Source organism: Bradyrhizobium sp. JHI2711, assembly GCF_056156565.1.
Window position 1 is genome coordinate 1259010 of the sequence record NZ_JBPZPT010000002.1, and the last position, 23593, is coordinate 1282602.

The 23593-nt window shown below is 64.1% G+C and carries 19 protein-coding genes; 6 read left to right on the forward strand and 13 right to left on the reverse strand.

Going from position 1 to position 23593, the window contains the following annotated elements; genetic code table 11:
- Nucleotides 1–197: 197 nt before the first annotated feature.
- Genes ACTEK7_RS18450 through ACTEK7_RS18460 form a run of 3 tightly spaced genes read right to left on the reverse strand, consistent with a single transcriptional unit; the run spans nucleotide 198 to nucleotide 3741 of the window.
- Nucleotides 198–929, reverse strand: coding sequence for an ABC transporter ATP-binding protein (locus ACTEK7_RS18450; protein ID WP_225111652.1), 732 nt, complete (start codon nucleotides 927–929; stop codon nucleotides 198–200).
- Nucleotides 926–2695 (reverse strand): branched-chain amino acid ABC transporter ATP-binding protein/permease, encoded by a 1770-nt coding sequence (locus tag ACTEK7_RS18455; protein ID WP_225146375.1) that lies wholly within the window; start codon nucleotides 2693–2695, stop codon nucleotides 926–928. Before ACTEK7_RS18455 ends, ACTEK7_RS18450 begins: the two co-directional genes overlap by 4 nt.
- A gap of 5 nt (nucleotides 2696–2700) precedes the next feature.
- Nucleotides 2701–3741, reverse strand: a complete 1041-nt coding sequence (locus ACTEK7_RS18460; RefSeq protein ID WP_035997923.1) for a branched-chain amino acid ABC transporter permease — start codon at nucleotides 3739–3741, stop codon at nucleotides 2701–2703.
- A gap of 173 nt (nucleotides 3742–3914) precedes the next feature.
- Here ACTEK7_RS18460 and ACTEK7_RS18465 point away from each other — a divergent pair, with 173 nt between their 5' ends.
- Nucleotides 3915–4436 (forward strand): MarR family winged helix-turn-helix transcriptional regulator, encoded by a 522-nt coding sequence (locus ACTEK7_RS18465; protein ID WP_036021509.1) that lies wholly within the window; start codon nucleotides 3915–3917, stop codon nucleotides 4434–4436.
- Between the two features lie 31 nt (nucleotides 4437–4467).
- Here the strand turns inward: ACTEK7_RS18465 and ACTEK7_RS18470 are convergent, their stop codons facing one another.
- The 10 genes from ACTEK7_RS18470 to ACTEK7_RS18515 all read right to left on the reverse strand — a co-directional run bounded on the left by ACTEK7_RS18470 (nucleotide 4468) and on the right by ACTEK7_RS18515 (nucleotide 15791).
- Complete coding sequence (locus tag ACTEK7_RS18470; protein ID WP_225146376.1) at nucleotides 4468–5751, reverse strand: glycerate kinase type-2 family protein; 1284 nt, start codon at nucleotides 5749–5751, stop codon at nucleotides 4468–4470.
- Between the two features lie 190 nt (nucleotides 5752–5941).
- Entirely contained in the window at nucleotides 5942–7171 is a 1230-nt protein-coding gene (locus tag ACTEK7_RS18475; protein ID WP_035997932.1) for an ABC transporter substrate-binding protein, read from the reverse strand.
- A 178-nt stretch (nucleotides 7172–7349) separates the two neighbouring features.
- On the reverse strand, nucleotides 7350–8579 hold the full coding sequence (locus ACTEK7_RS18480) for an ABC transporter substrate-binding protein (RefSeq protein ID WP_035997935.1): 1230 nt from the start codon (nucleotides 8577–8579) through the stop codon (nucleotides 7350–7352).
- Nucleotides 8580–8827: 248 nt separating this feature from the next.
- Complete coding sequence (locus tag ACTEK7_RS18485) at nucleotides 8828–10054, reverse strand: ABC transporter substrate-binding protein (protein ID WP_225146377.1); 1227 nt, start codon at nucleotides 10052–10054, stop codon at nucleotides 8828–8830.
- A gap of 116 nt (nucleotides 10055–10170) precedes the next feature.
- The gene (locus ACTEK7_RS18490) at nucleotides 10171–11406 is read right to left on the reverse strand and encodes an ABC transporter substrate-binding protein (RefSeq protein WP_036021515.1); all 1236 of its coding nucleotides are present in this window, start codon (nucleotides 11404–11406) and stop codon (nucleotides 10171–10173) included.
- A 30-nt stretch (nucleotides 11407–11436) separates the two neighbouring features.
- A complete protein-coding gene (locus tag ACTEK7_RS18495; protein WP_036021517.1) occupies nucleotides 11437–12456 on the reverse strand; it encodes a branched-chain amino acid ABC transporter permease in 1020 nt (339 codons plus the stop codon).
- Nucleotides 12457–12458: 2 nt separating this feature from the next.
- Nucleotides 12459–13337, reverse strand: coding sequence for a branched-chain amino acid ABC transporter permease (locus ACTEK7_RS18500; RefSeq protein ID WP_035997949.1), 879 nt, complete (start codon nucleotides 13335–13337; stop codon nucleotides 12459–12461).
- 13 nt (nucleotides 13338–13350) lie between these two features.
- Nucleotides 13351–14064, reverse strand: a complete 714-nt coding sequence (locus ACTEK7_RS18505; protein WP_035997952.1) for an ABC transporter ATP-binding protein — start codon at nucleotides 14062–14064, stop codon at nucleotides 13351–13353.
- Nucleotides 14061–14858: an ABC transporter ATP-binding protein gene (locus ACTEK7_RS18510; RefSeq protein ID WP_225134601.1), complete on the reverse strand. Its 798-nt coding sequence runs from the start codon at nucleotides 14856–14858 to the stop codon at nucleotides 14061–14063. Before ACTEK7_RS18510 ends, ACTEK7_RS18505 begins: the two co-directional genes overlap by 4 nt.
- A 66-nt stretch (nucleotides 14859–14924) precedes the next feature.
- Nucleotides 14925–15791, reverse strand: coding sequence for an IclR family transcriptional regulator (locus ACTEK7_RS18515; RefSeq protein WP_198399743.1), 867 nt, complete (start codon nucleotides 15789–15791; stop codon nucleotides 14925–14927).
- A 130-nt stretch (nucleotides 15792–15921) separates the two neighbouring features.
- Between ACTEK7_RS18515 and ACTEK7_RS18520 the strand changes: the two genes are divergently transcribed.
- From ACTEK7_RS18520 to ACTEK7_RS18540, 5 genes are all read left to right on the forward strand, one after another.
- Nucleotides 15922–18018, forward strand: coding sequence for a 3-hydroxyacyl-CoA dehydrogenase NAD-binding domain-containing protein (locus ACTEK7_RS18520; RefSeq protein WP_225146378.1), 2097 nt, complete (start codon nucleotides 15922–15924; stop codon nucleotides 18016–18018).
- Between the two features lie 158 nt (nucleotides 18019–18176).
- Nucleotides 18177–19871, forward strand: coding sequence for a dicarboxylate--CoA ligase PimA (gene pimA / locus ACTEK7_RS18525; RefSeq protein ID WP_225146379.1), 1695 nt, complete (start codon nucleotides 18177–18179; stop codon nucleotides 19869–19871).
- A 19-nt stretch (nucleotides 19872–19890) separates the two neighbouring features.
- Nucleotides 19891–21081 carry a pimeloyl-CoA dehydrogenase large subunit gene (gene pimC, locus ACTEK7_RS18530; RefSeq protein WP_035997966.1) on the forward strand — a complete coding sequence of 397 codons (1191 nt, stop codon included), beginning with the start codon at nucleotides 19891–19893 and terminating at the stop codon, nucleotides 21079–21081.
- 183 nt (nucleotides 21082–21264) lie between these two features.
- Entirely contained in the window at nucleotides 21265–22407 is a 1143-nt protein-coding gene (gene pimD / locus ACTEK7_RS18535) for a pimeloyl-CoA dehydrogenase small subunit (protein WP_225134604.1), read from the forward strand.
- Nucleotides 22408–22528: 121 nt separating this feature from the next.
- The gene (locus tag ACTEK7_RS18540) at nucleotides 22529–23302 is read left to right on the forward strand and encodes an SDR family NAD(P)-dependent oxidoreductase (protein WP_225134605.1); all 774 of its coding nucleotides are present in this window, start codon (nucleotides 22529–22531) and stop codon (nucleotides 23300–23302) included.
- Nucleotides 23303–23593 lie beyond the last annotated feature (291 nt).

A 23593-nucleotide genomic window follows, 5' to 3' on the forward strand; every position in this document is an offset into this window, starting at 1 on the left:
TAACGAAAGCTGAAGCAGGCTGCGCGGTGCACCCTCTCCCCTTGTGGGAGAGGGTGGATTCGATGCGAAGCGAAGCATCGAAGCCGGGTGAGGGGTTCTATCCTCTCGGACGGTCTCACGCGCGGAGAGAACCCCTCATCCGGCGCTTCGCGCCACCTTCTCCCACAAGGGGAGAAGGGAAGAAGAGCGCTGAATCGCTAAATCGCACTCTCGCCTTCGTGCTGGAAGCCGAGATAGCTCGCGGCCACCCGTTCGTTGGCGGCGATGTCGCTGGCCTTGCCGCTGAGCACGAACTCGCCGAGCTCCATGACGTAGGCGTGGTCCGCGATCTTCAGCGCGGCCTGCGCGTTCTGCTCGACCAGCAGCACGGAGACGCCGGCGGCGCGGAGCTCGGTGACGATGCGGAAAATGTCGGCGACGATGATCGGGGCCAGGCCCAGGCTCGGCTCGTCCAGCATCAAGAGCTTCGGCTCGCCCATCAGCGCGCGGCCCATCGCGAGCATCTGCTGCTCGCCGCCGGAGAGCGTGCCGGCGAGCTGCTTGCGCCGCTCCTTCAGCCGCGGAAACAGCGCATAGACCCGCTCCATCGAGGCTTTGGCCTTGCTGCGCTCGATCCGGAACGCGCCCAGCTCGAGATTGTCCTCGACGTTCATGGTCACGAACAATTCGCGGTGCTCGGGAACGAGACCGAGCCCCATCGCGACACGGTCCTCGATGTCGAGCCGGGCGAGATCCTGCCCGGCAAAGGCGACGCGGCCCTTCAGCGGCAGGATGCCCATGATGGCCGAGAGCAGCGTGGTCTTGCCGGCGCCGTTGGCGCCGACAATGGTGACGATCTCGTTGGCGCCCACCTCGAGCGAGACCGAACGCACCGCCTCGACCTTGCCATAGGCGACATGCGCGTCGGTGACGGACAACAGCGTGCTCATGCCGCCACTCCGAGATAGGCCTTGATCACTTCGGGATTGGTCTTGATCGTCGCCGGCGTGCCCTCCGCGATCTTGGTGCCGAAATCGAGCACCACGATGCGGTCGGCAAGGTTCATCACGAAGCCCATGTCGTGCTCGACCAAAAGGACGGACATCCCGCCGTCGCGCAGCTCGCGGAGCAGTGTTGCCAGCCGCTGCTTTTCCATGTGGCGCAGTCCGGCTGCCGGCTCGTCGAGCAGCAGCAGCATCGGATCGACGCAGAGCGCACGGGCGATCTCGACGATGCGCTGCTGGCCGAGCGAGAGCGAGCCTGCCAGCTGGTGCATCTGCTCGGCGAGGCCGACGCGCTCGATCTGGCGGGCGGCCTCGGCGAGCAGCTTGGCCTCGTCAGCGCGGTCGAGCCGCAGCATCGAGGAGATTGGGCCGGAATGGCCGCGCAAATGTGCGCCGATCGCGACGTTCTCCAGCACGGTCATGTCGGGGACGAGCTTGACGTGCTGGAAGGTCCTGCTGATACCGAGCTTGACGATCTCCTGCGGCGGCGCGTTGTCGACCTTCCTGCCGAGCACCGAGATCGAGCCCGAGGTCGCCGACAGCACGCCGGTAATCAGGTTGAAGGTCGTGCTCTTGCCGGCACCGTTCGGGCCGATCAGCGCGACGATCTCGCGGGCCTGCACGTCGAAGGACACGTTGTTCACCGCGACCACGCCGCCAAACTGCTTTCGCGCCTTCTCGACCTGAAGCAGGACGCCGGTCTCGGCGGGCGCGCGGGTGCGATGCTCCAGCTTCAACGAGGTGTCCGGCTTCCTGCCGTCGGTGCGCTCGGGCAAGAACGACATCAGCCAGGGCCAGAGGCCGCCGGGCGCAAGCTGCAGCAGCGCCACCAGCATGATGCCGAACACGATGGTCTCGACCTGGCCGGAGCCCGGCAGGATCAGCGGCAGATAGCTCTGCAGCACCTCTTTCAGGATCACGACAATCGCGGCGCCCAGCACGCCGCCCCAGACATAGCCGGCGCCGCCGACCACTGCGATGAAAAGGTATTCGATGCCCATATGCGCACCGAACGGCGTCGGGTTCACGGCGCGCTGGAGATGGGCGTAGAGCCACCCGGACAGGCCCGCGAGCACCGCGGCATGGATGAACACCAGCAGCTTTGCACGCGGCGTGTGGACGCCGAAGGCCTCGGCCGCGACATGGCCGCGGCGCAGCGCGCGGATGGCGCGGCCGGTGCGGGAGTCCAAGAGGTTCATCGTCAGCAGGGCCGAGAGGATCACGGCGATCCAGATCGCGTAATAGATCGAGCCGGGCGAGAGCATCTTGAAGGCACCGATCGACAGCGGCGGGATCGCCGAGATGCCGTCGTTGCGTCCGAGAAACTCCAGCTTGCTGAACAGGTAGAATAGCCCGAGCCCCCAGGCGAGCGTGCCGAGCGGCAGATAATGCCCCGAGAGGCGCACCGTGATCAGCCCGAGCAGCACCGCGAGCGAGCCGCTGACCAGAAGCGACAGCGGCAGCGTCAGCCAGGGCGACAGGCCATAGGCCGTCGTCAGCACGGCGGTGGTGTAGGCACCGAAACCGACGAAGGCGGCCTGGCCGAACGAGGTGAGGCCGCCGACGCCGGTCAGCAGCACGAGGCCCATCGCGACCAGCGCGGCAAGGCCGATATTGTCGAGCAGCACGATCCAGAACGGGGGCACGCCCGGGATGAGCGGGATCGCCGCCATGAGAATCGCAAAGACGAGGATGGGAAGCCGGCTCTGCATCGGGCTCAGTCCTTCTCTTCCTCGACCGCGGGTGCGGCGAGCGAGCGCAGCAGCAGCACGGGGATCAGCAGCATGAAGACGATCACCTCCTTGTAGTTGGAGGCATAGAAGGACGAGAACGCCTCGACGATGCCGACCACCAGCGCCGCGACGGCGGTGAGGGGATAGCTGACGAGGCCGCCGATGATCGCGGCAACGAAGCCCTTCAGCCCGATCAGGAAGCCGGAGTCGTAATACAGTGTCGTGATCGGCACGATCAGGATGCCGGAGAGTGCGCCGATCACGGAAGCCAGCAGGAAGGCGATCTGGCCCGACAGCGTGGTGCGGATGCCGGCAAGCCGCGCCCCGAGCCGGTTGACCGCGGTCGCGCGCAGCGCCTTGCCGTAGAGCGTCAGGCCGAAGAACAGCCAGAGCGCGACGATGAAGGCGATGGTGATGGCATAGACGGTGATGCTCTGGCCGGTGAAGCGCAATGCGCCGGCGGTGAAGGCGCCGGACAGCACGGCAGGCCCGCGCTGGCCTTCGGCGCCGAAGAACAACAGGCCAAGTCCCTGCAGCGCGAGGTGGACGCCGACCGAGGCGATCAGCAGCACCAGCACCGAGGTGTGCGCCAGCGGCTGGAAGGCGATGCGATAGAGATAGAGGCCGATCATCGCCACGATCACCAGCGACAGCGCGATGCAGACTGCGACCGGCGGCTTCTGCGCGGCGAGCGACAGGGTCAGCGCCAGCACGATCGCGGGCAGCACGACGTTGGCGATGAAGCTGCGGACGACCAGCCGCCCGTGCAGCGCCTTGCGCGCCACGAACAGGTCGAAGACGAAGGCGCCGATGCCGAGCGCCAGCGCCAGCTTTGCCGTGCCCGGCATCTGGCCGGCGGCCAGCGAGGCATAGGTCAGCGCGCCGTAGGTGACGAATTCGCCCTGGGGAATGAGGATGACGCGGGTGACGGCGAACACCAGCACCAGCGCCAGGCCGAGCAGCGCATAGATCGCGCCATTGGTGATGCCGTCCTGCACCAGGAACAGCATGATGGTGGTATTCAAGACCGGACGCTCCCCCTAATCCGGACCGGTCCCCTCGATTGCGGTGGACGGTCCGCTCACAGCCATTGAAAAACGCAGGCGATATTTGGTATGGTCCATAACAATTATCAAATATAACTTCAAGGGTGGGAACGACCCGCCCCGGAATTTAGCGGGATTACGAGCACGAGGCGATGACCGTTTCCAAAACCGCTGAAAAGTCCTCCGACAAGCCGGCCGACGTGGCCAAGGGCCGCAAGGACGCGAGCGAGCCGCAGGCGGAGGCCCTCCAGCTCGGCGAGCTTTCCGAGCAGCTCGGCTATGTCCTGAAACGTGCACAGCTCAAGGTGTTCGAGAATTTTCTGCGCTGCATGGCCTCGCTCCAGCTGACGCCGGCGCAGTTCTCGGTGCTGCTGCTGGTCGAGAAGAACCCCGGCCGTAACCAGACCGAGATCGCCTCCACGCTCGGCATCCTCAGGCCGAACTTCGTAGCCATGCTCGACAATCTGGAGAGCCGCGACCTCTGCGCGCGGATCCGCTCCACCAACGACCGCCGCTCGCACATCCTGGTCTTGACCGACAAGGGCAAGGCCGTGCTGGCGCGCGCCAAGAAGCTCGTCGCCACCAAGCACGAGGCCCGGCTGAACGACTTGCTCGGCCAGGCCAACCGCGAAGCCCTGATCGGGATGCTCGCGAAGATCGCCAACGAGTTTTGACTCTTACCCTCCAGGGGAGGGTAAGCGAACGTCAATCCACCAAAATCACCCTGATGTCGTTCACGTTGGTCAGCGTCGGTCCAGGCTGTAGCAGGTCGCCGGTCGCCTCGAAAAACGTGGTGGCGTCGTTGTTGGCGAGATAGGCCTGCGGCTCGAGCCCCAGCGCCTTCATCTTCGCGAACGTCGCCGCATCGATCAGCGCGCCGGCGGGGTCGGTCGGGTGGCCGGCGCCGCCATCGGCGCCGTCGGTGTCGCCGGCCAGCGCCGCGATGCCGGAAGTGTCCTTCAAGAGCGAGGCCAGGGCCAGCGCGTATTCCTGGTTCGGCCCGCCGCGCCCGTTGCCGCGCACGGTGACCGTGAGCTCGCCGCCGGAGAGAATCGCGACGCGCTTGCCCTGGCTGCGTGCCTGAAGCGCCAGCCTGGCGTGATCGGCGGCGACCTCGCGCGCCTCGCCTTCGAGATCGGCGCCGAGATCGATGGTCTCGTAGCCGGCCTCGCGCGCGAGCTTGACCGCAGCGTCCAGCGACTGCTTGGGCCGCGCGATCAGCTCGAACGACGCGTGCGCAAAGGCGGCGTCGCCCGGCTTGCAGCTCTCGTTGTTGGGATCGTCGAGCGCGCGCCGCACCGCATCGTCGATGTCGAGCCTGTATTTCGCCACGATCGCGCGCGCATCCGCCAGCGTGGTCGGATCGGGCACGGTGGGGCCGGAGGCGATCGCGGACGGATCGTCATGCGGCACGTCGGAGATCGCGAGCGTCACGATCTCCGCGGCGTTGCTGCCAGCGCGGGCGAGGCGGCCGCCCTTGATCCGCGACAGGTGCTTGCGCACGACGTTCATCTCGCCGATCGGCGCGCCCGAGCGCAGCAGCGCCTTGTTGACCGCCTGCTTCTGCGCGAAGCTGATGCCCTCCACCGGCGCGATCCAGTTGGCCGAGCCGCCGCCGGTGAGCAGCACCAGCAGGAGATCGTCCGGCCCGGCCTCGCCCGCGAGTGCGAGCGTGTCGGCCGCGCCCTTCAGGCCGGCTTCGTCAGGCACGGGATGACCGGCCTCGACCACGCGAATGCTGCGCGTCGGCACGCCGTAGCCGTGGCGCGTGGTGGCGATGCCGACGAGGCGCTCCGGCGCCAATCCCAGCGCATCGAGATAATGCCGCTCCGCGGCTGCGGCCATCGCGCCGGCGCCCTTGCCGGCCGCGAGGCAGATCACGCGCCCCCTGGGCGCAGGTCGCAGGTGAGGGGCCAGCACCATTTCGGGATGGGCGGCGGCGACGGCCGCGTCGTAGAGCGCGCGGAGCAGGGGACGTCGGTCGGTCATGGACAATGGCCTTGCGCAGACTGGACTGGCGGCGACGAGGTCGCCGCCATCTGCCTACCGCATCGTGTGCCAAAGCGTAAGCGCCTTCGCCGTCATTCGATTGTGCAATCGCGTGATCACAATTGCCACACAAAGCAAAAGCCCCCTGCGCGATCAGCGCAGGGGGCTCGTCGTCCGCGCGTTGCAGTTTCTAGCCGCCGGCGTCGGCGCTGATCACCTCGCCGAACAGGTCCCACTTGTCGCCCTTGAACTTCATCAGCTGCAGCGAGCTGATCGGCGCGAAGTCGTTCGGCCCGGTACTGATCTTGATGCCGGGCAGCAGCACTTCGGTGCGGAAGTCCTTCAGGCTCGCCGCCTGCTTCATGACGTTCTCGCGCGTGAGATTGTCGCCGCACTTCTTCAGCACCTCAACCAGCGTCTGCGCGACGCCGTAGCCGACGATGGTGCCGCCGTCGAGCTTGTCGCCCTCGGGGAAGTACTTCGTCATGAACTCCAGGAACGCCTTCATGCCGGCGTCGTCCTTCCACTGCGGATCGGAGACGTCCTTCAGATAGGCGGCCGAGATGATGTCCTGCGAATTCTCGAAGCCGGCGGGCTTGATCACGCTGCCGACCGAGGCCGAGACGTTGTTGAGGAAGTGGGTCGGCTTCCAGCCGATCTCGGAGATCTTCTTGATCGCCTGCGCCGCGAACTTCGGCGTGGTGATGTTGATGAAGACGTCGGCGCCGGTGGCTTTCAGCTTGACGATGTGGTTGTCGATGGTCGGCTCCGAAGTCTCGTAGCTTTCCTCCAGCACGATCATGCTCGCGGCCTTGGCCCCCAAGCCGTCCTTCAGGCCCTTCAGGTAATCCTTGCCGTAATCGTCGTTCTGGTAGAGCACGCCGATCTTGGCGTTCGGCATGGCCTTGAGGATGTATTTCGCGTAGATCTGCGTCTCGCTCTGGTAGTTGGGTTGCCAGCCCATGGTCCACGGGAAGTTCTGCGGATCGTTCCACTTGGTGGCGCCGGTGGCGACGAACAGCTGCGGCACCTTCTTCGAGTTCATGTATTTCTGGATCGCGGAGTTCGGCGGCGTGCCGAGCGAGTTGAAGACGAGCAGCACCTCGTCGCTCTCGACCAGCTTGCGTGCCTGCTCCACCGTCTTCGGCGGCGAGTAGGCGTCGTCGTAGGAGACGAAATTGATCTTGCGGCCGTTGATGCCGCCCTCTTCGTTGATCTTCTTGAAATAGGCGGCTTCGGTGCGACCGATGATGCCGTAGGCGGAGGCCGGTCCGCTGTAGGGCATGATGTTGCCGATCTTGATCTCGGTGTCGGTCGCACCGGTATCGTATTTTTTCTGGGCCGTTGCGGTTGAGGCCGAGGCCGCGATGAGCGCGAGCGCCAATGATGCGGCCGCAAGCTTGCCGGTGACAGCAGGCATTCCAATCTCCCTGTTTTTTCTTTGTGTGTGCGTCCCTTTTCTTGTCTCGTTTTTCTTCGCGACGCGGCCGCAATTCAATACGATTTGCCTGAACGCTTCAAGGAAAAGCCCCTGCGGCATGGCCGCAGGGGCTGCGTCTTTAGTCGATTTGGCTACATCTTGAGCAAGTGGTTAATGGTCAGCCGCCGACGTCGCCGCTCAGCACCTCGCCAAATGGCACCCAATGCTCGCCCTTGAACCGGATCAGCTGCAGTTGCGAGAGCGGCGCGAAATCGGTCGCCGAGGTGTTGACCTTGATGCCCGGCAACAGGCCCGCCGGCTCGAAGTCCTTGATGTTGGCGGCCTGCTTCATGATGTTCTCGCGGGTGAGATTGTCACCGCAGGCCTTGAGCACGTGAACGAGGCCTTGGGCGACGATGTAGCCGTACATTACCGAGGCATCGGCGCGGTTCGCTTCCGGATAGTACTTATCCAGAAATTCGTTCCAGGCGATCATCGCCTTGTCGTTTTTCCACTGCGCGTCGGTCGGATCCTTGAAATATTGCGACGAGATGATGTCCTGCGCGTTCTCGAATCCGGCCGGCTTGATTACGCTGCCGATCGAGGCCGAGACGTTGTTGAGGAAGTGCAGCGGCTTCCAGCCGATCTCGGCGTTCTTCTTGATCGCCTGTGCCGCGAATTTCGGCGTCGTGATGTTGAAGAACACGTCGGCGTTGGTCGACTTCATCTTGACGATGTGGGAGTCGATGGTCGGCTCGGAGACTTCGTAGCTGTCCTCGATGACGATCATCGAGGCGGCCTTGGCTCCGAGCCCGTCCTTGAACCCCTTCAGATAGTCCTTGCCGTAATCGTCGTTCTGGTAGAGCACGGCGATCTTGGCGTTCGGATGGTTCTTCAGGATGTACTTGGCGTAGATGATCGACTCGATCTGGTAGTTGGGTTGCCAGCCCATCGTCCACGGGAAGGTCTGCGGGTCGTTCCACTTCGTGGCGCCGGTGGCGACGAACAGCTGCGGAACCTTCTTCTGGTTCATGTACTTCTGGATCGCCGAGTTCGGCGGGGTGCCGAGCGAGTTGAAGATCAGCAGCACCTCGTCGCTCTCGACCAGCTTGCGCGCCTGCTCCACGGTCTTCGGCGGGGAATAGGCGTCGTCATAGGTGATGAAGTTGATCTTGCGGCCGTTAATGCCGCCTTCTGCGTTGATCTTGCGGAAATAGGCCTCTTCGGTCTTGCCGATCACGCCGTAGGCGGACGCGGGACCGCTATAGGGCATGATGTTGCCGATCTTGATCTCCGTGTCGGATGCGCCGGTGTCGTATTTCTTCTGCGCGAGCGCTGTCGTGGACAGCGTGGCGGCTAGCACGAGGGCAGCCGAGAAGGCCCCCAATCGCACATGCATTGCAGGCATTTTGATCTCCCTGGACAGGATTGAATGTGTCGTTTGTTCTTATTGGGAGCGATCGTTGCGCGTCGCTCCGTCACGCATTCAATACCTATCCACGGCCGTCAGCAAGAAGAACGCCTGCACGGGCCTCGCGCAGGCGGCGATCTCGTCGAAGGCGGTGCTGAATATTCCGGCGCGTGAGATTCTTTTTGCGGGGCAAACTCACCGCTTGAGTTGCTTTACGAGAAGGCGGCTATTTTGAATTGCGTCGTTCAGTGGCTCATCTCGCTCGAGATGATGTCGCCGAACAGCTCCCATTTCCTGCCCTTGAAGCGCATCATCTGCAGCTGCTCGATCGGGGCGAAATCGTCGGGCGCGGTGTTGATCTTGATGCCTGGCAGCAGCGTGTCGGGTGCGAAGTCCTTCAGGCTGGCGGCCTGCTTCATGACGTTCTCGCGGGTGAGATCGTCGCCGCACATCTGCAGCACCTTCACGATGGTCTGTGCGGCGGCATAGCCGTACACGACGCCGGCATCGAGCTTGTTGGCCCTGGGCTCGTATTGCGCGAGGAAACTGTAGAACTTCTTCATGCCGTCGTCGGCATTCCACTGCGGGTCGGAGCCGTCCTTGGTGTAGGTCGCCGACAGGATGCCTTGCGAGACTTCAATGCCCGCCGGCTCCAATACGCCGCTGACCGAAGCCGAGACGTTGGAGATGATGTGCATCGGATGCCAGTTGATCTCCGCGGCTTTCTTGATTCCCTGCGCGGCGAATTTCTGGTTGGTGAGGCTGATGAAGATATCGGCGCCGGCCGCCTTCAGCTTCACGACTCGCTCGTCGATTGCGGGCTCGGACGTGTCGTAGGCTTCCTCCCGCACGATCATCGAAGCCTTGGCGCCGAGGCCCTCCTTCAACCCGTTTAGATAGTCCTTGCCGAAATCGTCGTTCTGGTAGAGCACGCCGATCTTTCCGTTTGGCTTCTCCTTCATGATGTATTTGGCATAGATCCGGGCCTCGCTGACGTAGCTCGGCTGCCAGCCCATGGTCCAGGGATATTGCTTGGGGTCGTTCCATTTCGAGGCGCCGCTCGCCACGAACAATTGCGGCACCTTCTTCTCGTTCATGTACTTGCGGATGGCGCTGTTGGTGGAGGTGCCGAGCGAGCCGAACATCAGCAGCACGTTGTCGCTCTCGATCAGTTTTCGCGCCTGTTCCACCGTCTTCGGCGGCGAATAGCCGTCGTCATAGGAGATGAATCTGATCTTGCGGCCGTTGATGCCGCCCTCGGCATTGATCTTGTTGAAGTAGGCTTCCTCGGTCCTGCCGATCGCAGCATAGCCGGAGGCCGGACCGCTGTAGGGCATGATGTTACCGATCTTGATCTCGGTATCGGACGCGCCGCTGTCGTATTTCTTCTGCGCCAGCGCCTCGCCGCTCATTGCAGTGCACAAGGCAAGCGCGGCCCAGAGCGTCGCAACCTGGGAACGAACGGCGGCCATTGCTCTCCTACCCCGGGATGGATCGATCGCATTGAACAAGATTGGCGCCTGTCGTCAACAAAAAGCCCCCGCGACTGTCCGCGGGGGCTCCTCGTCCTCGATCATCGCGTCACGCGTCACTCGGAGGCGACGTCACCGCTGATGATCTCGCCGAACAGTTCCCACTTCTCGCCCTTGAAGCGCATCATCTGCAGCTGCGCGATCGGAGCGAAGTCGGTGGCGCTGGTGTTGATCTTGACGCCGGGCAGCAGCGTATCCGGAGCAAAGTCCTTCAACGAGGCGGCCTGCTTCATGATGTTGGCGCGGGTGAGATCGTCACCGCACATCTCCAGCACCTTGGCCAGCGTCGAGGCGGCGCCATAGCCATAAACCATGCTGGTGTCCGACTTGTCGGCACCCGGCATGTACTTGTCGACGAACTCGTTCCACTTCTTCATGCCGGGGTCGTTGGCCCATTGCGGATCCGTGGAGTCCTTGGCGTAGGCGGCCGACAGCACGCCCTGCGCGTTCTCGAAGCCGGCCGGCTTCATCACGCTACCGACCGAGATCGACACGTTGGTGAGGATCTGGAGCGGCTTCCAGCTGAGCTCGGCGGTCTTCTTGATGGTCTGGGCCGCGAACTTCGGCGTGGTGTAGATCAGCAGCACGTCGGGATTGGCGGCCTTGATCTTGACGATATGGCCGTCGATCGACGGCTCGGAGACCTCGTAGCTCTCCTCCATGACGATCATGGACGAGGCCTTGGCGCCGAGGCCGTCCTTGGTGCCCTTGAGGTAGTCTTTGCCGAAATCGTCGTTCTGGTAGAGGATAGCGATCTTGGCGTCCGGCTTCTCCTTCATCAGCCATTTCGCGTAGATCTGCGCTTCGCTCTGGTAGGAGGGCTGCCAGCCCATGGTCCAGGGGAAGTTCTTCGGGTCGTTCCACTTGGTGGCGCCGGTCGCGACGAAGAGCTGCGGGATCTTCTTGGAGTTCAGATACTTCTGGATCGCACTGTTCGAGGGCGTGCCGAGCGGATTGAAAACGACCAGCACCTCGTCGCTCTCGACCAGCTTGCGGACCTGCTCGACGGCCTTCGGCGGCGAATAGCCGTCGTCATAGGTGACGAAGTTGATCTTGCGGCCGTTGATGCCGCCCTTGTCGTTGATCATCTTGAAATAGGCTTCTTCGGTCTTGCCGATGATGCCATAGGCCGACGCCGGACCGCTGTACGGCATGATGTTGCCGATCTTGATCTCGGTATCGGACGCGCCGGTGTCGTATTTCTTTTGGGCGAGTGCAGCGCCGGAGGTGAGAGTGATGGCCGCCGTTGCCGTGATCAGCGCGGCGGCTCGCAGTGTTCTTCCAAAATACAATTCGGTCTCCTTGGTTAATTCAACGGGTCTTCAGTTCTTCCTGAGCTTGCCGACGAGTTGCTGGCCCAGGATCGCCACCTGCCTTGCGCCATGCGGCACGAGGTAGATGACGAGGAACAGCAGCACGCCGAACACTGCGCCGGAGAGGCCCTTGGAGATGCTCTCCGCCATGTTCGGCACGAAGATGATGAAGGCCGCGCCGACGAACGAGCCGGGCAGCCAGCCGACGCCGCCGACCACCATGCCGAGGAACAGCGAGATCGCGAGCGTGATGGTGTAGCTGTCGGGCGCGACGAACTGCACCGCGATGGCGCCGAGCGAGCCGGCAACGCCGGTGATGCCGGCGGACACGCCGAAGGCCAGCGTCTTGTATAGCGCGACGTTGACGCCCATGGAGGAGGCCGCGATCTCGTTGTCGCGGATCGCCATGAAGGCGCGGCCCGAGCGGGAGCGCAACAGGTTCACCGAGAAGATGTAGATCGCGACCGTCACGGCGAGCGTGAAGTAGTACAGCCACATGTCCTGCGACATCGGCAAGCCGAACGGTGCGTCCGGCTTGGTGACGACGAGGCCCTGCACGCCGCCGGTCCAGTGCTCGAGGAAGTTCAGCTTGAGCAACTGCGGCATCGCGGTCGCGAGCGCAAAGGTCGCGAGCGCGAGATAGATGCCCGACAGCCGCAGCGCCGGCTTGCCGAACAGGTAACCGAATCCGAAGCAAATCACGGCGGAGATCGGAATGGTCAGCGCGTAGTTGACGTTGGCATGTTCCATCAGCACCGCAGACACATAGGCGCCGACGGCGTAGAACGCGCTCTGGCCGAGCGAGAACTGGCCGCTTCCGCCGGTCAGGATGTTCAGCGCCAGCACCGCGAGCCCGTAGATCAGGAGCATCGTCATCTGGAAGATGATGAAGTTCTTGACGAACATCGGCACGATCAACAGCGCGGCCAGCACCACCAGCGAGGTGCCGGTGCCCAGCGTCATGGCCCGCTTCGGAACCGCCTCGACCGCCTCGTGGCCCTCAGCGACGACTTCTTCTGCTGCGCTCATGATCAAACTCGCTTGACGATATGCCGGCCGAACAGACCAGCGGGTTTGACGACCAGGACGGAGATGATCAGCGCGAGCGCGATCGGGAGTTTCAGCTCATTGCCGACGCCGGGAATGTAGGTACCGGCGAGATTCTCGAACACGCCGACCAGGAAGCCGCCGACCACGGCGCCGAACGGGCTCGACAGCCCGCCGAGCACCGCCGCGGCGAAGCCGTAGATCAGCACGCCGCCCATCATGTTCGGCTCGAGGAACACGACAGGCGCGATCAGCATGCCGGCGATCGAGCCGATCGCGGTCGCCATGCCCCAGCCGAGCGCGATCATCCAACTCGTGTTGATGCCGACGAGGCGGGCCGATTCGGGCACCGACGCTGCGGCTCGCATCGCAAGGCCAATGCGCGTGTACTGGAAGAAGAAATAGAGCGCGAGCAGCAGCGCCACGGTGACGCCGATCATGCCGGCCTGGTGCGTCGAGATCAGCTGGCTGCCGAGGAACGGTGCGGAGCCGAACGGGGTCGGATATTGCTTGATCGTGAAGTCCCAGATCAGGCCCGCCGAGGAGTTGATGATCGCAAACAACGCGATGAAGCCGGCGACGTTGGTGAGCACCGGCGCCTTGACGAGCGGCTTGAACAGGATGCGCTCGATCGCGATGCCGGCAACGAAAGAAAATGCCAGCGTGATCAGGAAGGCAGCCCAATAAGACACGCCCCACTGCATCAGCTGCCATGAGATGAAAGTCGAGAACATCGCCATCTCGCCTTGCGCGAAGTTGAGATGGTCGATGGCCTGGTAGATCATGACCACGGCGAGCGCCATGCAGGCATAAATCGCCCCCGTGGCGATGCCGGCCAGGACCTGGTTGGTGAACAGCTCCATTGTGCCGGCTCCCTCAGTAACCCAGATAGGATTTGCGGATTTCTTCGTTGTTCGCGATGTCCTTGGCCTTGCCCGACATCACGATGCGCCCGGTCTCGATCACATAGGCCTGGTCGGCGAGTTCGAGCGCGAGCTGGGCGTTCTGCTCGACCACCAGGATCGAGACCTTGTCCTCGCGGTTGATCTTGCCGAGGATGCCGAACAGGTCGCGCACCACCAGAGGCGCGAGGCCGAAGGAGGGCTCGTCGAGCAGCATCAGCCGCGGCCGCAGCATCAGCGCGCGGGCGACCGCGAGCATCTGCTGCTCGCCGCCGGAGAGCGTGCCGGCCTGCTGGGTATGGCGCTGCTTCAACACCGGGAAATGCGCGTACATGCGCTCGATGTCGGAGACGATGCCGGCGCGGTCCTTGCGGGTGATGGCCCCGAGCTGGAGGTTCTCTTCCACCGTCATGTTGGTGAAGGTGCCGCGGCCCTGCGGCACGTGGGCGATGCCGAACCGCACGATGCTCTCGGTCGAACGGTTGTTCAGCGGCTTGCCTTCGAACTCGACGCCGCCGGTGGAGCGCACCATGTTGCAGATCGCGCGCAGTGTGGTGGTCTTGCCGGCGCCGTTGGCGCCCAGCAGCGTCACGAGCGAGCCCTCGTTGAGCGAGAAGGAAAGGCCATGGAGCGCCTGGACCTGGCCGTAATAAGCGCGCAGGTCCTTGACGTTGAGCAGTGGCGTCATTGATCCTTGCTCCCGAGATAGGCCTTGATGACGTCCGGGTCCGCCTGCACCTGGGCGGGCGTGCCTTCCGCGAGCTTCTTGCCGAAATTCAGCGCGACGACATGGTCGGCGATCGACATCACGAGGCCCATGTGATGCTCGACCAGGAGCACGGTCATATGGCGCTCGTCGCGGATTTTGCGGATGAGATCGCCGAGCACATGAACTTCCTCGTGGTTGAGGCCGCCGGCGGGTTCGTCGAGCAGCAGGATCTTCGGATCGGCCGCCAGCGCACGCGCCAGCTCGACCCGCTTCTGCGTACCGAACGGTAGGCCGGACACGACGGTATGGGCGACGTCCTCGAGGTCGAGGTAAGCAAGGATCTCGTGCACCTTCTTGTTGATGCTGGTCTCGCTGCGCCGGACCCAGGCAAGCTTCAGGGAGTCGCTGATAATGTCGCTCGAGGTCTTCGAATGGGCGCCGACGCGGACGTTGTCCATCACCGAAAGGTTGGGAAACAGCGCCACGTTCTGGAAGGTGCGGCCGATGCCGATCTCGGCGATCCGGTGCGGCGGCCGCGTCAGGATGCTCACGCCGTCCATCAAGATGTCGCCGGACGACGGCTGGTACAGCCGCGACAGGCAGTTGAAGAGCGTGGTCTTGCCGGCGCCGTTCGGGCCGATCAATCCGAGGATGGCTCCCTTGTGCATGTCGAAGGACACGCCGTTGAGCGCGACGATGCCGCCGAACACGACGCTGACGTCGCGAACCGCGAGCAGGGGCGATCTACCCTGCGCGAGCTGTGCCTGCGTCATCTCGTCTCGCTCACGACGTTCAGTGAGCGATGGGGCGATGCGAGCCGCTCCCGATGATGACAAAGGCTATCTGAATCCCTCGGCCACACGCGCAACTTTTCCTCCTGATTTCAGCTTTTTGCTGCTGTCTTTTTTTGAATGCGGCATCAGACCCCCGAGCGCCGCCTCGATGTTCCTTACCATCGCTAAGAGACGCGGTCCAATGTCGTTGATCAAACGCTCTTCCGTGAAACGGAATGCGGGCGCGCCGCAATTGAATGCGTAAGGTCCGGTTCCGTCGTTGAGCTTGAGTGCGACGCCGGCGGCGCCGATGTCGTCGTGCCAATCGCCGACCGAAATCGCAAAGCCGTACTTCGCGACCGTCTCGCCGGAACGTTCCAATCCCTCGCGCATCTTCGGCCAGCGGCTGCCGTAATGTTCGCGCAGGATGCGCGACACTTCGGCGCGACCTTCGTCATCGAGTGCCCAGAAATAGGCGCGGCCCATCGCGCTGGTTGCAATCGGCACGCGCGAGCCGACGTCAAGTTGAACGCCGACGGTCTCGCTGCCGCGGCTCTGCCCGAAATAGATCATGCTGTGGCGGTCACGGCCGCCGACGGCGACGGCGCCGCCGGTCGCGCGCATCACCTCTTCGCGGAACGGCTCGGACAAATGCCGAACGCCCAGATTGGCCAACGCCGCGTAGCCGAGCGACATCGCTGCCGGGGCGAGCTGGTACTTCTCGAAGCGGGGAACCGGCGTCAGATAGCCAAGCTTGGTCAGCGTGTAGGTCAGCCGCGACACGGTGGGCTTGGGCAGATTGGTGCGGGACGCAATCTCCTGATTGCCCAGCAGGCCGTCATTGGGTTGGAACGCGCGCAATACTTCCAGTCCGCGGGAAAGCGCGACGACGAAATTCCGATCGGTCGCGGTCTTCTTTCCTGTACGCTTCATCCCTGATCTGCTTCTTGCGCGGAGTCGTTGACAACGTCCGTGCTTCAAAATAACCCTGCCGTCAAGATGCGGAATTAAATTCCGCAATGCGAAATCGAATAAAAGTAAATCCCCACCAAGGAGGGACACCGTGAGCGAAGTGGTCAAGCTTGAGCGTCATGATGAAGTCGGGATCGTCACGGTCAACAGCCCGCCGGTCAATGCGCTGAGTGCCGCAGTCCGCGGCGGGATCCTCGAGTGCATCAAGGCCGCGATCGCCGATCCCGCCATCAAGGGCATCGTGCTGACCTGCGCCGGTCGCACCTTCATTGCCGGTGCCGACATCACCGAGTTCGGCAAGCCGCCGAAGCCGCCCGCGCTCAACGACGTGCTGTCCGAGATCGAAAACTCGCCCAAGCCGGTCGTTGCCGCGATCCACGGCACCGCGCTCGGCGGCGGCCTCGAGGTCGCGCTGGCCTGCCATTTCCGCGTCGCGGTGAAAGAGGCCAAGCTCGGCCTGCCCGAGGTGAAGCTCGGACTTCTGCCCGGCGCCGGTGGCACCCAGCGCCTGCCCCGTGCGGTGGGCCCGGAGCTTGCGGTCAAGATGATCGTCGGCGGCGACCCGATCGGGGCGGCGGAGGCGCTGAAGAACGGCCTGATCGAGGAGATCGTCGAGGGCCCGGCCTCCGGCGGCGAGGCTTTCGTGCGCAAGCTGCTCGCGGAGAAGCGCCCGCTGCGCCGCCTGCGCGACGACGATTCCAAGCTCGCAGCCGCCAAGGCCGACCGCTCGATCTTCACCAATGCGGTCGCCGCCATGACCAAGAAGTCGCGCGGCCTCGAGGCGCCGTTCGCCGCCGCCGATGCCGTCGGCTACGCCATCGACCTGCCGTTCGACGAAGGCCTGAAGAAGGAGCGCGAGGGCTTCCTCAAGCTCGTCGCCAGCGACCAGTCCAAGGCGCAGCGTTACGCCTTCTTCGCCGAGCGCGAGGCCAACAAGATCGCCGGCGTTCCTGAAGGCACCAAGCCGCGGCCGGTGAACCGCGTCGCCATTCTCGGCGCCGGCACAATGGGCGGCGGCATCGCGATGTCCTTCGCCAATGCCGGCATTCCCGTCACCCTGATCGAGACCGGCGAGGAGCAGCTCAAGCGCGGCATGGGCATCATGCAGAAGAACTGGGAGGCGACCGCCGCGCGCGGCGGCATCCCGGCCGATGCGCCCGCCAAGCGCATGGCGCTGATCAACGGCGTCGTCGGCATCGAGAATGTCGGCGATGCCGATCTCGTCATCGAGGCCGTGTTCGAGACCATGGCGGTCAAGAAGGAGGTGTTCGGCAAGCTCGACCAGTACGCCAAGCCGGGCGCCGTGCTCGCCTCCAACACCTCGTATCTCAACATCGACGAGATCGCGAAGTCGACCAAGCGTCCGCAGGACGTGCTCGGCATGCACTTCTTCTCGCCGGCCAACGTCATGAAGCTGTGCGAGATCGTGCGTGCGGACAAGACCGCGCCGGATGCGCTGGTGACTGCGGTGACGATCGCGCGAAAAATCGCGAAGGTGCCGGCCGTGGTCGGCGTCTGCGACGGCTTCGTCGGCAACCGCATGCTCGCCCAGCGCGGCAAGCAGTCCGAGAAGCTGCTGTTCGAGGGCGCGCTGCCGCAGCAGGTCGATGCCGTCGTCACCAAGTTCGGCATGCCGATGGGCCCGTTCGCGATGAGCGATCTCGCCGGCCTCGACATCGGCTGGCGCTCGCGTAAGGACCGCGGCATCAAGTCGGAGATCGCGGACGCGCTGTGCGAGGCCGGCCGCTTCGGCCAGAAGACCGGCAAGGGCTATTACAAGTACGAGCAGGGTTCTCGTGCGCCGCTGCCCGACCCCGACGTCGAGAAGCTGATCGACGAGACCTTGCTGCGTCTCGGCCGCAAGAAGCGCATCGTCAGCGACGAGGAGATCCTCGAGCGCATGATGTATCCGATGATCAACGAGGGCGCGAAGATCCTGGAAGAGGGTATCGCCGCGCGTCCCAGCGACATCGACGTGGTCTGGCTCTACGGCTATGGCTGGCCGATCTACCGTGGCGGCCCGATGTTCTGGGCCGACAGCATCGGCCTCAAGCACATCGCCGAGCGCCTCGCCTTCTACGCTAAGGAGACCAACGATCCGAGCCTCGAGCCCGCCCCGCTGCTGAAGAAGCTCGCCGCGGAGGGCAAGACGTTTGCGTCGCTGGCTGCGGAGTCTAAAGCAGCGTGATCGGGGCTTCGTCCCAACCTTCGTCATTCCAGGATGCGCCGCAAGGCGCAGGCCCGGAATCCATAACCCCAGCTGGTGGTTATGGATTCCGGGCTCGCGACTTCGTCGCGCCCCGGAATGACGGTCTGTGTTAGTTGTTCGCTCGAGCAATCAGGAAAATGACCCATCCCGGCGAACAGTTTTACCCCGAGGGCGTGCGGTGGGACGACACCATCGTCCAGGGCACGCTGCCGGACCTTCTCGCCAAGGCCGCCGCCGATTACGGCCCGCGCACCGCGCTGGAATTCCGCGACCGGCCGATCAGCTACACCGAGCTCGTAAGCTTGGCCGATCGCGCCGCCGCAGCGTTCCTGCGCGCTGGCATCGGCAGGAACAGCTCGGTCGCGCTGTTCCTCGGCAACACGCCCGATCATCCCGTCAGCTTCTTCGGCGCGCTGAAGGCCGGGGGCCGCGTCGCGCATCTGTCGCCGCTCGACGGCGAGATCGCGCTGACGCACAAGATCACCGATTCCGGCTCGCGCCTGCTCGTCACCTCCAACCTCCAGGCCCTGCTGCCGACCGCGCTGAAATTCCTGGAGAAGGGCCTGATCGACACGCTCGTCGTCTGCGAGGACGATCATTGGGGCAAGGTCGGCACGCCGCAGGCGGCAATCCCCGACGATCCCCGCATCGTCACCTTCGCGGCTTTCGTCGAGGGCGCCGCCGCGCCGGCGCAATGGCCTGTCGTTGCGGCCGACGACGTCGCGCTGCTGCAATATACCGGCGGCACCACCGGCCTGCCGAAGGGCGCGATGCTCACGCACGGCAATCTCACCTCGGCGGTGTCGATCTACGACGTTTGGGGCAGGCCGGCCCGCGCCGCCCGCGGCGAGACAATCGAGCGCGTGATCTGCGTGCTGCCGCTATTCCACATCTACGCGCTCACGGTGGTGCTGCTGTCCTCGCTCCGCCGCGGCAATCTGATCTCGCTGCATCAGCGCTTCGACGTCGAAGCCGTGATGCGCGACATCGAGGTCAAGCGTGCGACGTATTTCCCAGGCGTGCCGACGATGTGGATCGCGATCGCCGCGCTGCCCGATCTCGACAAACGCGACTTCTCCTCGCTCGTCACCATCGGCTCCGGCGGCGCGCCGCTGCCGGTGGAGATCGCGAGCTTCTTCGAGCGCAAGGTCGGCAAGAAGCTGAAGAGCGGTTGGGGCATGACCGAGACTTGCTCGCCCGGCACCGGCCATCCGCCCGAGGGCCCCGAGAAACCGGGCTCGATCGGCCTGACGCTGCCCGGCATCGAGCTCGACGTCGTCGCGCTCGACGATCCCAGGCGCGTGCTGCCGCCGGGCGAAATCGGCGAGATCCGCATCAAGGGCCCGAACGTCACCAAGGGCTACTGGAACAAGCCGGAGGGATCCACGGAAGCCTTCGTCGATGGCCGCTTTCTCACCGGCGACATCGGCTATGTCGATGCCGACGGCTATTTCTTCCTGGTCGACCGCAAGAAGGACATGATCATCTCCGGCGGCTTCAACGTCTACCCGCAGATGATCGAGCAGGCGATCTACACCATTCCGGGCGTGCACGAGGTGATCGTGCTCGGCATTCCCGACCCCTATCGCGGCGAAGCCGCCAAGGCCTTCATCAAGTTGAGGCCCGAGGCAAAGCCGTTCACGCTCGACGAGCTGCGCGCGCAGCTTGCCGGCAAGCTCGGCAGGCACGAATTGCCGGCCGCGGTCGAGTTCGTCGACGACCTGCCGCGGACGCCGGTCGGGAAATTGTCGCGCCACGAATTGCGCCAGCAGCAGAAATCGTCTTCCGGGATTCGCGCTGCTGATGCCCCCGCAATGACGAAGATGAAGTAACGTTTCACAGGAGGATCCGATGGATCTCGCATTCACTAGAGAAGAGCAGGCGTTCCGCGACGAAGTGCGGCAGTTCTTCCGCGACAACGTGCCGCCGGATACGCGGCGCAAGCTGGTCGAGGGCCGTCACCTCTCCAAGGACGAGATGGTGACGTGGTGGCGCATCCTCAACAAGAAGGGCTGGGGCGTCAGCCATTGGCCGAAGGAATATGGCGGCACCGGCTGGACCAGCGTGCAGCACTACATCTTCAACGAGGAGCTGCAGTCCTATCCGGCGCCGCAGCCGCTCGCCTTCGGCGTCAGCATGGTCGGCCCCGTCATCTACACCTTCGGCAACGAGGAGCAGAAGAAGAAGTACCTGCCGCGCATCGCCAATGTCGACGATTGGTGGTGCCAGGGCTTTTCGGAGCCCGGCTCCGGCTCCGACCTCGCCTCGCTCAAGACCAAGGCCGAGCGCCGTGGCGACAAATGGATCATCAACGGCCAGAAGACCTGGACCACGCTCGCCCAGCACGCCGACATGATCTTCTGCCTCTGCCGCACCGACAACAACGCCAAGAAGCAGATGGGCATCTCCTTCATCGTGTTCTCGATGAAGTCGAAGGGCGTCACCGTGCGCCCGATCCAGACCATCGACGGCGGCCGTGAGGTCAACGAGGTCTTCTTCGACGACGTCGAGGTGCCCTACGAGAACCTGATCGGCGAGGAGAACAAGGGTTGGGACTACGCCAAATTCCTGCTCGGCAATGAGCGCACCGGCATCGCCCGCGTCGGCGTCTCCAAGGAGCGCATCCGCCGCATCAAGGACCTGGCGTCGAAGGTCGAATCCGCCGGCAAGCCGATCATCCAGGATCCCGCCTTCCGCGAGAAGCTGGCGGCCTGCGAGATCGAGCTGAAGGCGCTCGAGCTCACCCAGCTGCGCGTCGTCGCCGACGAAGGCAAGCACGGCAAGGGCAAGCCCAATCCGGCCTCCTCGGTGCTGAAGATCAAGGGCTCGGAGATCCAGCAGACCACCACCGAGCTGCTGATGGAAGTGATCGGCCCGTTCGCCGCGCCCTACGACGTACACGGCGACGACGGCTCGAACGAAGCCATGGACTGGACCGCCCAGATCGCGCCGAGCTATTTCAACAACCGTAAGGTCTCGATCTACGGCGGCTCCAACGAGATCCAGCGCAACATCATCGCCAAGGCGGTGCTGGGGCTGTGATCTGCCACCTCTCCGCGACCGCGGGGAGGGCAACATTCCACCGTCATTCCGGGGCGCGACGAAGTCGCGAACCCGGAATCCATCGGGCCGCATACGCTGAGGCGAAATGGATTCCGGGCCTGGCCATTCGGGCCATCCCGGAATGACGAAGCCAAATAAGTCCGGGTACGAGGAACCAAAGAAATGGATTTTGATCTGAACGAGGAGCAGCGGCTTCTCAAGGAAAGCATCGACGGCCTCTTGACCGATTCCTACGATTTCGAGCAGCGCAAGAAGTACATGGCGGAGAAGGGCGGCTGGAGCAAAACGGTCTGGCTCAAGCTCGCCGAGCAGGGGCTTTTGGGCCTGCCCTTCAGCGAGGCCGATGGCGGCTTCGGCGGCGGCGGCGTCGAGACCATGATCGTGATGGAGGCGCTCGGCAAGTCGCTGGTGCTCGAACCCTATCTCGCCACCGTCGTGATCGGCGGCGGCTTCCTGCGTCATGCCGGCACCGATGCGCAGAAGGCCGCGCACGTGCCCGGGATCATCGACGGCAGCAAGACGTTTGCGTTCGCCCAGCTCGAGAAGAACTCGCGCTACGATCTGTTCGACGTCGTCACGACCGCGAAGAAGAAGGGCGACGCCTACGTGATCGACGGCGAGAAGTTCGTCGTGCTGAACGGCGAGAACGCGGAGACCCTGATCGTCACCGCGCGCACCAAGGGCGACCGCCGCGACAAGTCAGGCATCGGCGTGTTCCTGGTTCCGGCCAATGCCAAGGGCGTCGCGAAAAAGTCCTATCCGACCCAGGACGGCCTGCACGCCGCCGACATCACCTTCACCGGTGTCGAGGTCGGTCCCGACGCCGTGCTCGGCAACCCCGAGGATTCGCTCGCGCTGATCGAGCGCGTGGTGGACGAAGCCCGCGTCGCGCTCTGCGCCGAGGCGGTCGGCCTGATGGACGAATCGCTCAAGACCACGGTCGAGTACATCAAGACGCGCAAGCAATTCGGCGTCGCGATCGGCTCGTTCCAGTCGCTGCAGCACCGCGCCTCCGACATGTTCGTCGCCACCGAGCAGGCGCGCTCGATGTCGATGTTCGCGACCATGGCGAACGACTTCGAGGACGCCAAGGAGCGCAGCAACGCGATCGCCGCGGCCAAGGTGCAGATCGGCAAGTCGCTGAAGTTCGTCGGCCAGCAGTCGATCCAGCTTCACGGCGGCATCGGCATGACCATGGAGGCCAAGATCGGCCACTACTTCAAGCGCCTCACCATGATCGAGAACACCTTTGGCGACACCGACTACCACCAGCGCCGCGTCGCAGACGCGGGCGGGTTGATCTGACCTGTCATCCCGGGGCGCGCGAAGCGCGAGCCCGGGATCCATAGCCACGATCGGGAGTATGGATTCCGGGCTCGCGCCAAGAGGCGCGCCCCGGAATGACGAAGCATCTGAGGCAACAGCAATGCAAAACACCCCGTTCGATCTCACCGGCAAGGTCGCCGTGGTCACCGGCTCCAGCCGCGGCATCGGCCGCTCCTCCGCCGAGTTGCTCGCCAAGTTAGGCGCCAAGGTGGTTGTCTCCTCGCGCAAGGCCGACGCTTGCAAGGAAGTCGCCGACGGCATCAATGCCGCTGGCGGCGATGCCATCGTCATTCCCTGCAACATCGCGCGCAAGAACGAGGTCGAGGCGCTGATCGCGGGCGCGACGAAGCATTACAGCAAAATCGACATTCTCGTCTGCAACGCCGCCGTGAATCCCTATTACGGCCCGCTGCTCGACATATCAGATGAAGCCTTCGACAAGATCATGGGCTCGAACGTCAAGAGCAACATCTGGCTCTCCGCGCTCGCGATCCCTGAGATGGCCGAGCGCGGCAAGGGCTCGGTGATCATCATCTCCTCGATCGGGGGCCTGCGCGGCTCCACCGTGATTGGCGCCTACGGCATCTCCAAGGCCGCCGACTTCGCGCTGTGCCGTTCGCTCGCCGGCGAATGGGGTCCGAAAGGCGTCCGCGTCAACTGCATCGCGCCCGGCCTGGTCAAGACCGACTTCGCCCGCGCGCTCTGGGAAGACGAAGCCAATCTGAAGCGCCGCACCGCCACCACGCCGCTCCGCCGCATCGGCGAACCCGACGAGATCGCCGGCGCCGTCGCCTACCTCGCCTCCGACGCCTCGAGCTTCATGACCGGCCAGACCATCGTCATCGACGGCGGCGTGACAACGGCGGCGGTGTAGGGTTCTTCCCCTCTCCCCTTGCGGGAGAGGGTGGCATAGGCGGCCTTCGGCCGCCGTTCTCAAGAACGCCGATGCTTCGCATCGGCTATGGCGAAGCGGCGAGACGGGTGAGGGGTATCCCTCCGCGTGTGACTCTTTTGCGGCTGTGTTCGCCGAAGCATACCCCTCATCCGGCGCCGTAGCCGAAGTCTTGCTTCGGCGTTCTTGAGAACGGCGGCCGACGGCCGCCTATGCCACCTTCTCCCACAAGGGGAGAAGGAAGGGCAGCGGCCCCCACTGATCCAAACCTTG

Excerpts from the sequence above, each read along its gene's own strand:
- ACTEK7_RS18450 (WP_225111652.1), bottom strand. The coding sequence starts at position 929 with ATGAGCACGCTGTTGTCCGTCACCGACGCGCATGTCGCCTATGGCAAG.
- ACTEK7_RS18455 (WP_225146375.1), bottom strand. The coding sequence starts at position 2,695 with ATGCAGAGCCGGCTTCCCATCCTCGTCTTTGCGATTCTCATGGCGGCG.
- ACTEK7_RS18465 (WP_036021509.1), top strand. The coding sequence starts at position 3,915 with ATGACCGTTTCCAAAACCGCTGAAAAGTCCTCCGACAAGCCGGCCGAC.
- ACTEK7_RS18470 (WP_225146376.1), bottom strand. The coding sequence starts at position 5,751 with ATGACCGACCGACGTCCCCTGCTCCGCGCGCTCTACGACGCGGCCGTC.
- ACTEK7_RS18475 (WP_035997932.1), bottom strand. The coding sequence starts at position 7,171 with ATGCCTGCTGTCACCGGCAAGCTTGCGGCCGCATCATTGGCGCTCGCG.
- ACTEK7_RS18480 (WP_035997935.1), bottom strand. The coding sequence starts at position 8,579 with ATGCCTGCAATGCATGTGCGATTGGGGGCCTTCTCGGCTGCCCTCGTG.
- ACTEK7_RS18485 (WP_225146377.1), bottom strand. The coding sequence starts at position 10,054 with ATGGCCGCCGTTCGTTCCCAGGTTGCGACGCTCTGGGCCGCGCTTGCC.
- ACTEK7_RS18495 (WP_036021517.1), bottom strand. The coding sequence starts at position 12,456 with ATGAGCGCAGCAGAAGAAGTCGTCGCTGAGGGCCACGAGGCGGTCGAG.
- ACTEK7_RS18500 (WP_035997949.1), bottom strand. The coding sequence starts at position 13,337 with ATGGAGCTGTTCACCAACCAGGTCCTGGCCGGCATCGCCACGGGGGCG.
- ACTEK7_RS18505 (WP_035997952.1), bottom strand. The coding sequence starts at position 14,064 with ATGACGCCACTGCTCAACGTCAAGGACCTGCGCGCTTATTACGGCCAG.
- ACTEK7_RS18510 (WP_225134601.1), bottom strand. The coding sequence starts at position 14,858 with ATGACGCAGGCACAGCTCGCGCAGGGTAGATCGCCCCTGCTCGCGGTT.
- ACTEK7_RS18515 (WP_198399743.1), bottom strand. The coding sequence starts at position 15,791 with ATGAAGCGTACAGGAAAGAAGACCGCGACCGATCGGAATTTCGTCGTC.
- pimA (WP_225146379.1), top strand. The coding sequence starts at position 18,177 with ATGACCCATCCCGGCGAACAGTTTTACCCCGAGGGCGTGCGGTGGGAC.
- pimC (WP_035997966.1), top strand. The coding sequence starts at position 19,891 with ATGGATCTCGCATTCACTAGAGAAGAGCAGGCGTTCCGCGACGAAGTG.
- pimD (WP_225134604.1), top strand. The coding sequence starts at position 21,265 with ATGGATTTTGATCTGAACGAGGAGCAGCGGCTTCTCAAGGAAAGCATC.
- ACTEK7_RS18540 (WP_225134605.1), top strand. The coding sequence starts at position 22,529 with ATGCAAAACACCCCGTTCGATCTCACCGGCAAGGTCGCCGTGGTCACC.